Annotated in this window: 8 protein-coding genes; 2 read left to right on the top strand and 6 right to left on the bottom strand. The window is 64.6% G+C overall.

What is annotated here, in order from left to right; translation table 11 throughout:
* Positions 1-75 precede the first annotated feature (75 nt).
* Complete coding sequence (locus ACVWZ7_RS16045) at positions 76-3,975, bottom strand: DNA-directed RNA polymerase subunit beta' (protein ID WP_344368214.1); 3,900 nt, start codon at positions 3,973-3,975, stop codon at positions 76-78.
* Between the two features lie 102 nt (positions 3,976-4,077).
* Positions 4,078-7,593 (bottom strand): DNA-directed RNA polymerase subunit beta, encoded by a 3,516-nt coding sequence (gene rpoB, locus ACVWZ7_RS16040; RefSeq protein ID WP_116765102.1) that lies wholly within the window; start codon positions 7,591-7,593, stop codon positions 4,078-4,080.
* Between the two features lie 463 nt (positions 7,594-8,056).
* On the opposite strand from rpoB, the gene ACVWZ7_RS16035 reads away from it, so the two are divergent.
* The gene (locus ACVWZ7_RS16035) at positions 8,057-9,256 is read left to right on the top strand and encodes an acetyl-CoA C-acetyltransferase (protein ID WP_116765103.1); all 1,200 of its coding nucleotides are present in this window, start codon (positions 8,057-8,059) and stop codon (positions 9,254-9,256) included.
* Between the two features lie 116 nt (positions 9,257-9,372).
* Positions 9,373-9,861, top strand: coding sequence for an aminoacyl-tRNA deacylase (locus tag ACVWZ7_RS16030; protein ID WP_456508446.1), 489 nt, complete (start codon positions 9,373-9,375; stop codon positions 9,859-9,861).
* Positions 9,862-9,998: 137 nt separating this feature from the next.
* On the opposite strand, the gene ACVWZ7_RS16025 is transcribed toward ACVWZ7_RS16030, so the two are convergent.
* The 4 genes from ACVWZ7_RS16025 to ACVWZ7_RS16010 form a co-directional block, all read right to left on the bottom strand.
* Positions 9,999-11,852: a bifunctional metallophosphatase/5'-nucleotidase gene (locus tag ACVWZ7_RS16025; protein WP_456508445.1), complete on the bottom strand. Its 1,854-nt coding sequence runs from the start codon at positions 11,850-11,852 to the stop codon at positions 9,999-10,001.
* Positions 11,853-12,115: 263 nt separating this feature from the next.
* Entirely contained in the window at positions 12,116-12,493 is a 378-nt protein-coding gene (rplL, locus tag ACVWZ7_RS16020) for a 50S ribosomal protein L7/L12 (RefSeq protein ID WP_091251969.1), read from the bottom strand.
* Between the two features lie 77 nt (positions 12,494-12,570).
* Positions 12,571-13,161: a 50S ribosomal protein L10 gene (gene rplJ, locus ACVWZ7_RS16015; RefSeq protein ID WP_091251967.1), complete on the bottom strand. Its 591-nt coding sequence runs from the start codon at positions 13,159-13,161 to the stop codon at positions 12,571-12,573.
* 350 nt (positions 13,162-13,511) lie between these two features.
* Positions 13,512-14,621, bottom strand: a complete 1,110-nt coding sequence (locus ACVWZ7_RS16010; RefSeq protein ID WP_091251966.1) for a GNAT family N-acetyltransferase — start codon at positions 14,619-14,621, stop codon at positions 13,512-13,514.
* Positions 14,622-14,768: the final 147 nt, after the last annotated feature.

The following is a 14,768-nucleotide window of genomic DNA, read 5'->3' as shown; positions in this document are numbered from 1 at the left end:
TTGGGCAGACAGGAAGGGCCCCGCCCCCGCCCCGCTGAAAGCAGAGTGGTGACGGGGCCCGACGCCAGCTATCGGCTAGCGGAAGTCGCTGCCGAGATCGTAGTCATCCAGCGGGATGGCGTGGAACTCGGGAGCTCCGTCGCCGCCCAGGGTGTCGTAGGAGAAGTCACTGAATGCGCTGGGGCCGGTGAACAGGTTGGCCTTTGCTTCTTCAGTGGGTTCCACGGTGACCTCGGTGTAGCGCGGGAGACCCGTGCCGGCCGGGATGAGCTTACCGATGATGACGTTTTCCTTGAGGCCGAGCAGCGGATCGCTCTTGCCTTCCATGGCCGCCTGCGTCAGGACGCGGGTGGTTTCCTGGAAGGAAGCTGCGGACAGCCAGGACTCGGTCGCCAGGGACGCCTTGGTGATGCCCATGAGCTCGGGACGGCCGGAAGCCGGCGTCTTGCCCTCGGACACAACGCGGCGGTTGGCCTCTTCGAAACGGCTGCGTTCGGCGAGCTCGCCGGGCAGCAGATCCGATTCACCGGATTCGATGACCGTGACGCGGCGCAGCATCTGGCGGACGATAACCTCGACGTGCTTGTCGTGGATACCGATGCCCTGGCTGCGGTACACGCCCTGGACTTCGTCCACCAGGAACTTTTGCGCGGCACGGGGACCCATGATGCGCAGCACCTGCTTGGGATCGACCGGGCCGTTGATGAGCTTCTGGCCGACGCTGACGTGGTCGCCGTCTTCGATGAGGAGCCGTGAACGGCGCAGCACCGGGTAGGCGATCTCTTCGGAACCGTCATCCGGGGTGATGACCAGGCGCATCTGGCGCTCGGACTCTTCGATGGCGATGCGGCCGGCTGCTTCAGCAATCGGTGCAACACCCTTCGGAGTACGGGCTTCGAAGAGCTCCTGGATACGGGGCAGACCCTGGGTGATGTCGTCGCCGCCGCTGGCCGAAACTGCACCACCGGTGTGGAACGTACGCATGGTCAGCTGGGTGCCCGGCTCACCGATGGACTGTGCGGCGATGATGCCCACTGCCTCACCGATGTCGACGGTCTTGCCCGTGGCCAGCGAACGGCCGTAGCACAGGGCGCAGGTGCCGACGCTGGACTCACAGGTGAGTACGGAGCGGACCTTGACCTCGGTGATGCCGGCTGCGAACAGTTCGGCAATGACGACGTCGCCGCAGTCGGTGCCGGCCGCCGCCAGGACCTTGCCCGAGGCGTCGAGGACGTCCACGGCCAGGGTACGGGCGTAGGCGCTGTTCTCGACGTTCTCGTCCAGGACGAGCTCGCCGTTGGCGTCAGCGACGGCGATGGCGGTCACCAGGCCGCGCTCCGTGCCGCAGTCCTCTTCGCGGACAATGACGTCCTGCGAGACGTCCACCAGACGACGGGTCAGGTAACCCGAGTTGGCGGTACGCAGGGCGGTGTCAGCCAGACCCTTACGGGCACCGTGCGTGGCGATGAAGTATTCCAGCACCGACAGGCCCTCACGGTAGGAGGACTTGATCGGACGCGGGATGATTTCACCCTTCGGGTTGGCCACCAGGCCACGGATACCCGCGATCTGACGGACCTGCATCCAGTTACCACGTGCGCCGGAGGACACCATGCGGTTGATGGTGTTCATCGGGGACAGGCTGTCACGCATCGCCTGGGCGATCTCGTTCGTGGCCTTGTTCCAGATCTCGATCAGTTCCTGGCGACGCTCGTCGTCGTCGATCAGGCCCTTGTCGTACTGGCCCTGGATCTTGGCAGCCATGGTCTCGTAACCGGCAAGGATCGCCGGCTTGGACTTGGGCACCTCGATGTCGGAGATGGCAACGGTGACGCCTGAACGGGTGGCCCAGTAGAAACCGGCATCCTTCAGGTTGTCCAGCGTTGCCGCCGTGACGACCTTCGGGTAGCGCTCGGCGAGGTCGTTGACGATCCGGGACAGCTCGCCCTTATCGGCAACATCCTCAACCCACGGGTAGTCCGCGGGGAGCGTCTGGTTGAAGATGACCTGCCCGAGGGAGGTCTCCACCAGTGCGGTCTGACCGGGCTCCCAGCCCTCCGGGGCTTCCCAGCCGGCGTAGGGCACGAAGCCCTCGAGGCGGATCTTGACCTTGGAGTTCAGGTGCAGCTCGTGGAGGTCGTAGGCCATGATGGCTTCCGCAACCGAGGAGAAGATCCGGCCTTCGCCAGCTGAACCGACACGCTTGGTGGTCAAGTGGTAGAGACCGATGATCATATCCTGCGACGGCAGGGTCACCGGGCGGCCGTCCGACGGCTTCAGGATGTTGTTCGAGGACAGCATCAGGATGCGTGCCTCGGCCTGGGCTTCGGGGCTCAGCGGCAGGTGGACTGCCATCTGGTCGCCGTCGAAGTCGGCGTTGAAGGCGCCACAAACCAGCGGGTGAAGCTGGATTGCCTTGCCTTCGACGAGCTGCGGCTCGAACGCCTGGATGCCGAGGCGGTGCAGGGTAGGTGCACGGTTCAGCAGCACGGGGTGCTCGGTGATGATCTCTTCGAGGACGTCCCAGACCTGCGGGCGGTAACGCTCCACCATCCGCTTGGCCGACTTGATGTTCTGTGCGTGGTTGAGGTCAACCAGGCGCTTCATCACGAACGGCTTGAAGAGCTCCAGGGCCATCTGCTTGGGCAGACCACACTGGTGCAGCTTCAGCTGCGGGCCGACGACGATGACCGAACGGCCGGAGTAGTCGACGCGCTTGCCGAGGAGGTTCTGGCGGAAACGGCCCTGCTTGCCCTTGAGCATGTCGCTCAGGGACTTCAGCGGACGGTTGCCCGGTCCGGTGACCGGGCGGCCGCGGCGGCCGTTGTCGAAGAGGCTGTCAACAGCTTCCTGAAGCATGCGCTTCTCGTTGTTGACGATGATCTCCGGGGCACCGAGGTCAAGCAGGCGCTTGAGACGGTTGTTGCGGTTGATCACGCGGCGGTAGAGGTCGTTGAGGTCGGAGGTCGCGAAGCGGCCACCGTCCAGCTGGACCATCGGGCGCAGTTCCGGCGGGATCACCGGGACGGCGTCGAGCACCATGCCGAGCGGGCTGTTGTTGGTGGTCAGGAAGGCGTTGACCACCTTGAGCCGCTTCAGGGCACGCGTCTTGCGCTGGCCCTTGCCGTTGGCGATGATGTCGCGCAGCATGTCGGACTCGGCCTGCATGTCGAAGTTCTCAAGACGCTTCTTGATGGCCTCGGCACCCATGGAGCCTTCGAAGTACATGCCGTAGCGGTCGCGCAGTTCGCGGTACAGACCCTCGTCACCTTCGAGGTCGGCGACCTTAAGGTTCTTGAAGCGGTCCCAGACCTGCTCGAGGCGCTCGATTTCGGCGTCGGCACGCTTGCGGACGTTCGCCATCTGGCGGTCAGCGGAGTCGCGGGCCTTCTTCTTGTCGGCAGCCTTGGCGCCTTCGCCTTCGAGGCGTGCGAGCTCGTTCTCGAGGTCGCGGGCGATCGTGGCGATGTCGGAGTCGCGGTTGTCGATCAGCTGCTTCTTCTCGATGTCGTGCTCAACCTGGAGGTTGGGCAGTTCTTCGTGGCGGCTGTCGGCGTCGACGCTCGTGATCATGTAGGCGGCGAAGTAGATGACCTTTTCGAGGTCCTTCGGTGCCAGGTCAAGGAGGTAGCCCAGACGGGAGGGAACGCCCTTGAAGTACCAGATGTGCGTGACCGGGGCGGCCAGCTCGATGTGGCCCATGCGCTCACGGCGGACCTTGGCGCGGGTGACTTCAACGCCACACCGCTCGCAGATGATGCCCTTGAAGCGCACGCGCTTGTACTTGCCGCAGTAGCATTCCCAGTCGCGGGACGGGCCGAAGATCTTCTCGCAGAAGAGGCCGTCCTTCTCGGGCTTGAGCGTGCGGTAGTTGATGGTTTCCGGCTTCTTAACCTCGCCGTACGACCAGCCACGGATGTCTTCCGCGGTGGCGAGGCCGATCTGCATGAGGCCGAAGGAGGATTCGCTGGACATATGGTCCCTGTTCTCTCTTGTTCTCTAAATTCTGAAGTCTTGGGTTACGGGAAGAGGGAGGACTCCGACGGCGGACGGGAACCGCCCGCCGTCGGAAGCCTGCTAAACCTCTTCTACGGAACTGGGCTCTGCACGAGACAGATCGATGCCCAGTTCTTCCGCAGCCGTGAAGACTGCGTCATCAGAGTCACGCATTTCAATTGTGGTTCCGTCCGTGGAAAGCACTTCCACGTTCAGGCACAGCGACTGCATTTCCTTGATCAAGACCTTGAAGGACTCAGGAACGCCCGGCTCGGGGATGTTCTCGCCCTTGACGATGGCTTCGTAGACCTTCACGCGACCGTGGATATCATCCGACTTGATCGTGAGGAGTTCCTGGAGCGTGTAGGCGGCGCCGTAAGCTTCGAGCGCCCACACTTCCATTTCACCGAAGCGCTGGCCACCGAACTGTGCCTTACCACCCAGCGGCTGCTGCGTGATCATGGAGTACGGGCCGGTGGAGCGTGCGTGGATCTTGTCGTCCACCAGGTGGTGGAGCTTCAGGATGTACATGTAGCCGACCGAGATCGGATCCGGGAACGGCTCGCCGGAGCGGCCGTCGAACAGACGGGTCTTGCCTGAGGAGTTGATCAGACGGTCGCCGTCGCGGGTGACGTTGGTGGAATCGAGCAGGCCCGTGATTTCCTCTTCACGAGCACCGTCGAAGACCGGCGTTGCAACAGTGGTCTGGCCACTCTCGCGCGGCAGGTTCGGCAGCTGCTTGACCCACTCGGGCTCGCCTTCGATCTTCCAGCCGGTCTTGGCAACCCAGCCGAGGTGCGTTTCGAGCACCTGGCCGACGTTCATACGGCCCGGAACACCCAGCGGGTTCAGGACGATATCAACGGGGGTACCGTCGGCAAGGAAGGGCATGTCCTCGATCGGAAGGATCTTGGAGATAACACCCTTGTTGCCGTGACGGCCGGCGAGCTTGTCGCCGTCGGTGATCTTGCGCTTGGCGGCCACGTACACGCGGACCAGCTGGTTGACGCCCGGGGGCAGCTCGTCGTCGTTGTCGCGGTCGAAGACGCGGACACCGATCACGGTGCCGGACTCGCCGTGCGGGACCTTCAAGGAGGTGTCACGCACTTCGCGGGACTTCTCACCGAAGATGGCGCGCAGCAGGCGCTCTTCCGGGGTCAGCTCGGTCTCGCCCTTGGGGGTGACCTTACCGACCAGGATGTCGCCGGCCTCAACTTCGGCACCGATGTGGATGATGCCGCGCTCGTCCAGGCCTGCCAGGACTTCCTCAGACACGTTGGGGATGTCACGGGTGATTTCCTCGGCACCAAGCTTGGTGTCGCGGGCATCGATCTCGTGCTCCTCGATGTGGATCGAGGACAGGACGTCCTCGGCCACGATGCGCTGGGACAGGATGATCGCATCCTCGAAGTTGTGGCCTTCCCATGACATGAATGCCACGAGCAGGTTCTTACCGAGGGCGAGCTCGCCCTGGTCCGTTGCCGGGCCGTCAGCGATGATGCCGCCGACCTCCAGGCGCTGGCCTTCGTTCACCAGGACACGGTTGTTGTAGCAGTTGCCCTGGTTGGAGCGGGCGAACTTGTTGATGCGGTAGTTGGTTTCCGTGCCGTCGTCGTTGAGCATAATGACGAGCTCGGCGGAAACCTCGGTGACCACACCGGCCTTCTTCGCGATGGTGACGTCACCGGCGTCGACGGCGGCGGCGCGCTCCATGCCGGTGCCGACGAACGGCGCCTCGGAGCGGACCAGCGGCACGGCCTGGCGCTGCATGTTGGCACCCATGAGTGCACGGTTAGCATCGTCATGCTCGAGGAACGGGATCAGGGCGGTTGCCACGGACACCATCTGGCGCGGGGAAACGTCCATGAATTCGACGTCGGCGGCGGGGACCAGCACGGGCTCGCCTCCACCACCGCGGGCACGGACCAGGACGGTCTCTTCGGCGAAACGCTTGTTCTCGTCGAGCGGGGCGTTGGCCTGAGCGATCAGGACCTCGGCTTCGTCGTCGGCGGTGAGGTACTTGACCTCATCGGAAACGACGCCCTCGGAGACAAGGCGGTACGGGGTTTCGATGAAACCGAACGGGTTGATGCGTCCGTAGGAAGCCAGCGAACCGATCAGACCAATGTTCGGGCCTTCAGGAGTTTCGATGGGGCACATACGTCCGTAGTGGGACGGGTGCACGTCACGGACTTCCATGCCGGCACGGTCACGGGACAGACCACCCGGGCCAAGCGCGGACAGGCGGCGCTTGTGGGTCAGACCCGAGAGCGGGTTGTTCTGGTCCATGAACTGGGACAGCTGGGAAGTTCCGAAGAACTCCTTGATGGCTGCCACAACGGGACGGATGTTGATCAGGGTCTGCGGCGTGATGGCCTCGACGTCCTGGGTCGTCATGCGTTCGCGGACAACGCGCTCCATGCGGGACAGGCCGGTGCGGACCTGGTTCTCGATGAGCTCGCCGACGGCGCGGATGCGGCGGTTGCCGAAGTGGTCGATGTCATCGATCTCGACGCGGAGCTCGTGGTCCTGGCCGTCGCGCTTGCCCATGAGGGTCTTCTCGCCGGCGTGCAGGGCAACCAGGAACTTGATCATGGCCACGATGTCTTCAACGTGCAGGACCGAAGCTTCCTTGTCGCCAAGGGAGCGGTCGATGCCAAGCTTGCGGTTGATCTTGTAACGGCCGACCTTGGCCAGATCGTAGCGCTTGGAGTTGAAGTACAGGTTGTCCAGCAGGGACTGGGCAGCCTCAACCGTGGGCGGCTCGCCCGGGCGCAGCTTCCGGTAGATGTCCAGCAACGCGTCTTCGCGGGTCTCGGTGGCGTCCTTCTCCAGCGTCGCGCGCATGGAGTCGTACTGGCCGAATTCCTCGAGGATCTGACCTTCGGTCCAGCCGAGGGCCTTCAGCAGCACGGTGACGGACTGCTTGCGCTTGCGGTCAAGACGGACGCCGACCTGGTCGCGCTTGTCGATTTCAAGTTCGAACCAGGCGCCGCGGGAGGGGATGATCTTCGCAGTGAAGATGTCCTTGTCACTGGTCTTGTCGGCGGTGCGCTCGAAGTAGGCGCCCGGGGAGCGGACCAGCTGGGAGACAACGACACGCTCGGTGCCGTTGACGACGAAGGTGCCCTTCTCGGTCATCAGCGGGAAGTCACCCATGAACACGGTCTGCTGCTTGATTTCGCCCGTGTTGTTGTTCATGAATTCGGCCTTGACGTACAGCGGGGCCGAGTACGTTGCGTCCCGGTCCTTGCACTCGGCCATGGTGTATTTGGGGTCAGCGAACTCCGGCTCGGAGAAGCTCAGGGACATGGTGCCCTGGAAGTCCTCGATCGGGGAGATCTCTTCGAAGATGTCAGACAGACCCGAGGTGGTGGCGACGCTGAGGTCGCCTTCTTCGACGGCCTTCGCCACGCGCGCCTGCCAGCGTTCGTTTCCGACCAGCCAGTCAAAGCTGTCCGTTTGCAGGGCGAGCAGATTCGGAACATCAAGAGGTTCGTGAATCTTTGCGAATGAGAGCCGGCGAGTGGCACCATCGGTGCTGTCGGCATTGATAGCGGTAGCGTTGTTTACATTAGAGGTGCTCGAGGCGACCAAGAGGGATCCTTCCACAGACCTTCAGGCGTTGTCAGATCTCCCCCGTTATGCACCCTGCAGAATGACTCCACAGTGCTACCAGTCCGGTTCCGCTATATGACCCGGGACCCGCGCTGCCCACGCTGGTGCACGTTGTAGACGGCACATTGATGGAGCAGCTGTCAGGCTAAGCCCACCGCTATATGAAGGCTGAAGGTAAACAGGGAAGACGCAAATATCTACGATACGGCAAAGCAACCTACTTGTCTACCCCACTTCCGGCGGGATTGCAAGCACGAAGTTTGGCGGATGTTGCTCGGACGCTGCACAGAGGACGCTGTGCAGAGGCTGTGCGGCCGCTCCCCCGGCGTCCGGCCTGTGTCATGCCGTAGCGCGGCCCGGGGCCGAATGGATACGTGATGGGGCTCACGATAACGTAGACATTAAGCCGTCATAGAGCCGTCGTAGATCGGAAGAGAAGACCATGAGCAATCCTGCAGACAACAACGACGTTGTCATCCTTGCCGCCGCCCGCACCCCCCAGGGGCGCCTGAACGGGCAGCTGGCCAGCTTCACCGCCGTCGAACTCGGCTCCCATGCCATCAAGGCCGCCTTGGCCGCCAGCGGCGTCAAGGCGGACCAGGTGGACAGCGTGATCATGGGCCAGGTCCTGCAGGCCGGGGCGGGCCAGAACCCGGCCCGCCAGAGCGCCATCGGCGCCGGCATCGGCTGGAACGTCCCCACGGTGACCATCAACAAGGTCTGCCTCTCGGGCCTCACCGCCGTGATCGACGCCGCCCGGATGATCCGCAGCGGCGACGCCACCGTGGTGGTGGCCGGCGGCCAGGAATCCATGACCCGCGCCCCGCACGTGCTGCCCGGCTCACGGCAGGGCTGGGCGTACGGCACGGTCCAGGCCCTGGACGTGGCGGCGCACGACGGCCTCACCGACGCCTTCGACGGGCAGTCCATGGGGCTCTCGACGGAAAGCAAGAACCTGACCCTCGGCATCGACCGGGCTTCCCAGGACGAGGTCGCGGCGCAGTCGCACCAGCGCGCCGCCCGGGCCGCCAAGGACGGCGTCTTCGATGGCGAGATCGCTGCGATGAGCGTCAAGCAGCGCAAGGGCGACCCCATCGCCGTCACCTCCGACGAAGGCGTCCGGCCGGACACCACGGTTGAGTCGCTGGCCGGCCTGCGCGCGGCGTTCGTCACGGACGGCACCATCACCGCGGGCAACTCCTCCCCCCTGTCCGACGGCGCTGCCGCCCTGGTGCTGTGCAGCCGGAAGTTCGCCGAGGACAACGGCCTTGAGTACCTGGCCGTGGTCGGCAAGCCCGGCCAGGTCGCTGGACCGGACAACTCGCTGCACTCCCAGCCGTCCAACGCCATCAAGAGCGCCCTGGACAAGGCCGGGTGGACGGTCGCCGACCTCGACTTCATCGAAATCAATGAGGCGTTCGGCTCCGTGGCGGTGCAGTCCCTGAAGGACCTGGGCTACCCGCTGGAGCGGTGCAACATCCACGGTGGGGCGATCGCCCTCGGCCACCCGATCGGGGCCTCCGGCGCGCGGTTGGCCCTGCACGCGGCGCACGAACTCAAACGCCGGGGCACCGGCAAGGCCGCCGTGTCGCTGTGCGGCGGGGGCGGCCAGGGCGAGGCGCTGCTGCTGTACCGCGACTAGGGCCGGACTGCGACCAGGGCCGGACTGCGACCAGGGCTGAACTGCGAGTAGGGCTCAACTGCGGCTGACCCGGCAACCGCCGGGTTCAGGAGTTCCAGGGAGGGATTTTGGCGGGCATGGCAGAGCAGACAACAACCGGCGGCGGCCGCGAGCGGTTCCTGGCCGATGCCGCGGCCCGCGGCCTGGACGTCGAGATCGTGGAACGCCTCGCCGCCCGCAGCCTCGAGGAAGCGGCCGATATCCTCGGGATCCGGCCGGCGGATATCGTGAAATCCCTCGTGGTCAAGCACAAGGACGGCAGCTTCCTGTTCGCGCTCGTGCCCGGCGACCGGCAGATCTCCTGGCCCAAGCTGCGGGCGCTGCTGGGCGTCAACAAGCTCTCGCTCCCGACGGCGGAAACGGCGTTCGAGGCCACCGGCTACGAGCGCGGGACCATTACGCCGCTCGGCAGCACCCGGCCGTGGCCGGTCTACGCCGACCAGACCATTACGGGCCGGCGTATCTCCATGGGAGCCGGGGAACACGGCTACAGCGCGTTCGTCGACGCGGACGCCCTGACGGCGGCCCTGGGGGCCGTCGTCGCCGACATCACCGAACCCGGTTAGCCGAACCACCCCAACTGGCCCAGCCGGGTTAAAAGCAACGCCGGGCCCGGCGGTGCCAGATACGTCGACTGCTCCGTAACTGCCCTTATGGGTGCTGAAAACGGCAGTTACGGAGCAGTCGACGCTGCTGGGCCGCGTCAGGCCGTGACCGTGAGCGGTGCCCCGTTGACGGTGAGCCGCCAGTTGGCCTCGCTGAAGACGGCGACGTCCAGGGTGCCGTGGTCCACCACGTAGTCGATGATGCGCTGCCGGATCTCCTGCTGGCTGTTCGAGAGCACCGGAGCGGTCTTGACGGCCGGGAAGTTCCCGCCGCCGCTTTGCCGGTAGTTGTTGATGGCCAGGGCAAATTCCTGCTCGGGCCGCAGCGTCTGGCCGCCGTAACTCAGATTGGCGATCCTGTCCCCTGCCGGCCGGGCGAGGTCGATCTCATAGTTCAGCGGAGCGTCGAGTCCGTAGACGACGTCGTAGTTATAGTCCGGTGTGCCGTTCGGGGCCACGGCGGTCACGGCGTTGGTGACGTCCGCGGACCTGGCCGTGGTGCCGGTCACCGGTTTGAAGTACTGCGCGGACCACTCCAGGTAGTCCTTGACCTGGGCACCGGTGACCTTGATGGAGAGCAGGGTGTTGTCGAAGATGTACAGCCCTGCGACGTCGCGGATGGTCAGCGGTCCGGCCTTGACGTCGACGGCGCGGGAGAATGCCGCCGCAATGGACAGCACGGGCAGCCCCGCCGCGGGTCCGTTGGCCAGCTCGGCCTTGATGGTGCTGGCCTGGACGTAGTTGATGGCGTCGATCGCGGCGGAGTCCTCCCAGCAGGCGGTGGCGGTGCTGAGCGGGGCCGTGGAAGTGCCGATCACCTCGTTGACGTATCTCACCGTGGCCTCGTGCCCGGCCTGAACGGCCCGGACGACGGCGGGATCGGCGTCGACGGTCTTGGCGTCCAGCAGGAGCGAATGCGCCGAGGTGACGGTCCACTGGCCCTTCTCCCTGGCGAGTTCGAGGTCCATGACGGACACCCGCATGCCCCATTTGAGCGGCTCGGTCAGGAGGACCTGCTTGCCGGTGGCTTTGTTGGTCACAAAGCGCTCCGGGATTTCCAGATGGGCGTGCCCGACCAGGATGGCATCAATGCCGGGGACTTCCTCGGCGAGCTGGGTGGAAGCGTTCTCCGGGAAGGGCAGGGCGTCGCCGTAGGACGATCCGGGGGTCGCGCCGGAGTGGCTCGTGACGATCACGATGTCGGCGCCGGCGGTTTTGACCTGCGGGATGACCGTTTTGGCTTCCTCGACGATGCCGTTGAAGTCGAGCTTTCCCTGGACGTTGTCGCGGTCCCAGAGCGCGCACCCCGGCGTCACGAAGCCGACCAGTCCGACCGTCAGCCAGCCGTTGTCTGTCTTGACCCGTTTGAGGACGTAGGGGGTGAAGGCGCGGCCGCCTGTGACGGCGTCGTGGACGTTGGCGCCCAGGAGCGGGAAGTTCAGTTGCTTCTCCCAGGTGCGCAGAAGCGGAATGCCGTAGTTGAACTCGTGGTTGCCCAGCCCCACGGCGTCGTAGCCGATCGTGTTCATGGCCAGCGCCATGGGGTGTTTCACGGTTGCGGAGATCGGGCTGATCTTGGCGAAGTAGTAGGCCAGTGGCGTGCCCTGGATGGTGTCCCCGGCGTCGATGGTCAGCGTGTTCGCGGCGCCGCGCTCGGCCCGCATGGCGTGGATCAGGGTGGCTGCCTGGGCGATCCCGATCTTGTTCCCGGCGGTGTCGGCGTAGGCGGTGTTCTTGAAGTAATCCCAGTTGAAGACGTTGTTGTGCAGATCGGTGGTGCCGAGCACGGTCAGCGTGAACTGTTTCTTGCCGCCGGGCTGGCCCCCTTCTGATTGTTTGCCGGCGGCCTGTGCTGCCGGGGCCCCGGCCAGCGCGGCAGCGGCGGCGCCCCCGCCCACGAGGGCTGCTGTGAGCATGGCGCGGCGGGAGAAGGAATCGTGAGGGTCCGTCATTGTGGGTGAACTCCTGAGCGTTGGGGGCCGGTGGGCACAAATCCAGAGTCTAGGGGCGTGCCAGCAAGTGCGACAGTGGTATCAGAAAATCCTTGCCTAATCCTTGCACTCCGTTCACCCGGCGCCCGGAGGTACAGGTTCTGTCCATCGATCCCGTCAAGCCATGATGGAGTTCGGCCCGGGAACGCAGGAAACCCCGCCCACCGGAGTGGACGGGGTTCCCGTGAAGCAGTGCGGACCGCGAAGGATCCGGACGGCGAAAGTTACTTGAGGGTAACGGTGGCGCCGGCAGCCTCGAGCTGCTCCTTTGCCTTCTCGGCAGCTTCCTTGGTGGCACCTTCGAGAACAGCCTTGGGAGCGCTGTCAACCAGGTCCTTGGCTTCCTTGAGGCCCAGGGAAGTGATGGCGCGAACTTCCTTGATCACTGCGATCTTCTTGTCGCCAGCAGCTTCGAGGACGACGTCGAAGTCGGTCTTCTCTTCGGCTTCCTCAGCAGCAGCGCCACCGGCGGGGCCGGCAACGGCAACAGCAGCAGCGGTAACTTCGAAGGTCTCTTCGAAGAGCTTGACGAACTCGGAGAGCTCGATGATGGTCAGTTCCTTGAAAGCTTCAATGAGCTCTTCGTTGGTGAGCTTCGCCATGGTGTGGCGTCCTTCCTATAGTGGTGCCCGGCGGGCCTGAGGCCCGCAGTGGCACCGGAGTCTTATGGAGAAGAGAGTTAGTTCTCTTCGGGGGCTGCGGCTTCGGCCGGTGCGGCCTCGGCTGCTGCATCTGCTGCGGGAGCTTCTTCAGCGGCGGGTGCTTCGGCTGCTGCCGGTGCACCGTTCTCTTCTTCAAGCTTGAGGCGCAGTGCGTCGATGATGCGTGCAGCAGCGGCAGCAGGAGCCTTGAGGACACCTGCAACCTTGGCGAGCTGCAGCTCACGGGACTCGAGTGCTGCCAGGGCAGCAACTTCGCTGGCGTTCAGTGCCTTGCCTTCGAAGTAACCGGTCTTGATGACCAGCTGCTTGTTGGCCTTGGCAAAATCCGTCAGGCTCTTGGCAGCGGCAACTGCGTCACCCTTGATGAACGCGATTGCAGTGGGGCCGGCGAGCTGACCGTCGAATGCTTCGACACCAGCTTCCTTGGCTGCAATAGCGGTCAGGGTGTTCTTGACGACCGAGAACTTGGTTTCCTGGCCGAGAGAAACACGCAGCTGCTTGAGCTGTGCAACGGTGAGCCCACGGTATTCGGTCAGGACAGCGGCGGTCGATTCCTTGAAATCGTTAGTGATCTCAGCTACTGCTGAAACCTTGCTAGGCGTTGCCATAACCCTCCTTCCGGGGATAGTGCCGGTGTGTCCGGGTCCCCGCTCAAAAGAGCTAAAAACTAAAAACGCCCCGCGCAGATGCACGGGGCTTGTCTCGACGCAGTCCATGACCGCGGAGCTTTGCTTCGTTCACCTGCGCCGGCCGCCCTATGTTCAGGGTCCTTCGTCCGGAAACCTACTGTGTTCTCCCGGCGCGACTGCAGAAGTGAGTCTTGCTTGGGAGAGTGGATTTCCAACAACCGACGGTCTTTGGTCCTCCCAGCTTACGGGACACCGTGCGCGTGCTCCAAATCGGGCCCGCTCGGGAGCCCGTGCCCGGGAATCAGCGCGCACGAGCCGGCCGCCGGCCCTCAGCTGACAGACGGGCCGAAGTTGGGAAGTTCCTTCTGCCAGAGACCGGTCACGCCGGCTGTCGTGAATCCCAGCTGCTGGTTGACCTTCAGCAGGTAGCGGTTCTCCGGGGCGTTCCAGGTGTAGAGGACCCGCGCGTCCGGGAACTGTTCGCTGAGCCGCTCCATGTTGGCGACCTTGATCAGGAGGCCGAGCTTGTTGCCGCGGTGTTCCTGCAGCACCACGGTGTCGTCCTGGAACACGACGTCGGGGCGCAGCGCGAGGACACTGATGGTGGTCAGTCCCACGAGAGTCCCGCTGGCGATGTGCTCGACGGCGGTCACCACCGTCCGGCGGCCCTGGGCAATGGTCACCTCCTCCGCTTCGCGGAGGATGCCGCCGTCGAACACCATCTCTTCGGCATCCGGCCCCGGCACTTCGTCCTCGCCTGCCTGGTTCTCCAGGGCGGCGACTGCCTCGAGCCACTGGTCCGGGCAGCGGTCGGTCCAGTGGTGCAGGCGGTACCGGCCGGCGTTGGCTTCCTCGGCTTCCGCCTCCAGTTCGGCGACGAGCTTGCTGTCCAGGGGCAGGGCGCAGGAACTGAACTGTTCAATGTGCTGCAGCGTGTATCCGGTGTGGCGGGCGAACTCGACGTCGCGGCTTCCCAGCGGGACAAACCCGACACCGCTTCCGGGCACCAGCTGCTCGGCCTCCGGGTCCGTCAGCGTCGATCCCGGGTGGTTGGTGTCGATCAGGATGGTGTGGCGGCCCTCGTCCCGGGCGAAATGCTCTGCGGCTTCGAGCAGTTGCCGCCCCACACCCCGGCGCCGGTATTCCGGAAGGATGTCGAGGGTAAATTCGGCAAGGTCCAGGTTGTCTACAAGCGGCAGGGCGATGTCCGCTGTCCCGACGATCACGCCGTCGACCTTGGCCACGAGGATCACCTGGCGTTCGTAGGGGTCCGCCATCTCCAGCAGCTTCTCCTGCGGCGCGTAGGCGAGGTCATCGGTACCCCAGGTCTGCATCCTGACCCTTCGCCCCACTTCGATAGCGGCGAGAAAGTCAGCGGCATCGGGCGCGTCGAGGGAATCGGGGATCCACAGCTGCTCAATCCGTACATCGTCTGCCATAGAGGGCATCATCCCAGCCGTTCTGCCACCCGCCATCGGTACGGCCCGGTTCTGACCGGGCTTTCAACCGCCAGCATATGCTGGTTTGGGCTGCTGTTCCATTGGTGACGCGGGCCAGTTTCCGCACCCTTGGGCGCACGGTCGCTG

Source organism: Arthrobacter sp. TE12232, assembly GCF_054062615.1.
The sequence above is the reverse complement of the archived record's forward strand: the minus strand, read 5'-3'. Positions and strand labels throughout refer to the sequence as shown.

Excerpts from the sequence above, each read along its gene's own strand:
- ACVWZ7_RS16045 (WP_344368214.1), bottom strand. The coding sequence starts at position 3,975 with ATGTCCAGCGAATCCTCCTTCGGCCTCATGCAGATCGGCCTCGCCACC.
- ACVWZ7_RS16035 (WP_116765103.1), top strand. The coding sequence starts at position 8,057 with ATGAGCAATCCTGCAGACAACAACGACGTTGTCATCCTTGCCGCCGCC.
- ACVWZ7_RS16030 (WP_456508446.1), top strand. The coding sequence starts at position 9,373 with ATGGCAGAGCAGACAACAACCGGCGGCGGCCGCGAGCGGTTCCTGGCC.
- ACVWZ7_RS16025 (WP_456508445.1), bottom strand. The coding sequence starts at position 11,852 with ATGACGGACCCTCACGATTCCTTCTCCCGCCGCGCCATGCTCACAGCA.
- rplL (WP_091251969.1), bottom strand. The coding sequence starts at position 12,493 with ATGGCGAAGCTCACCAACGAAGAGCTCATTGAAGCTTTCAAGGAACTG.
- rplJ (WP_091251967.1), bottom strand. The coding sequence starts at position 13,161 with ATGGCAACGCCTAGCAAGGTTTCAGCAGTAGCTGAGATCACTAACGAT.
- ACVWZ7_RS16010 (WP_091251966.1), bottom strand. The coding sequence starts at position 14,621 with ATGGCAGACGATGTACGGATTGAGCAGCTGTGGATCCCCGATTCCCTC.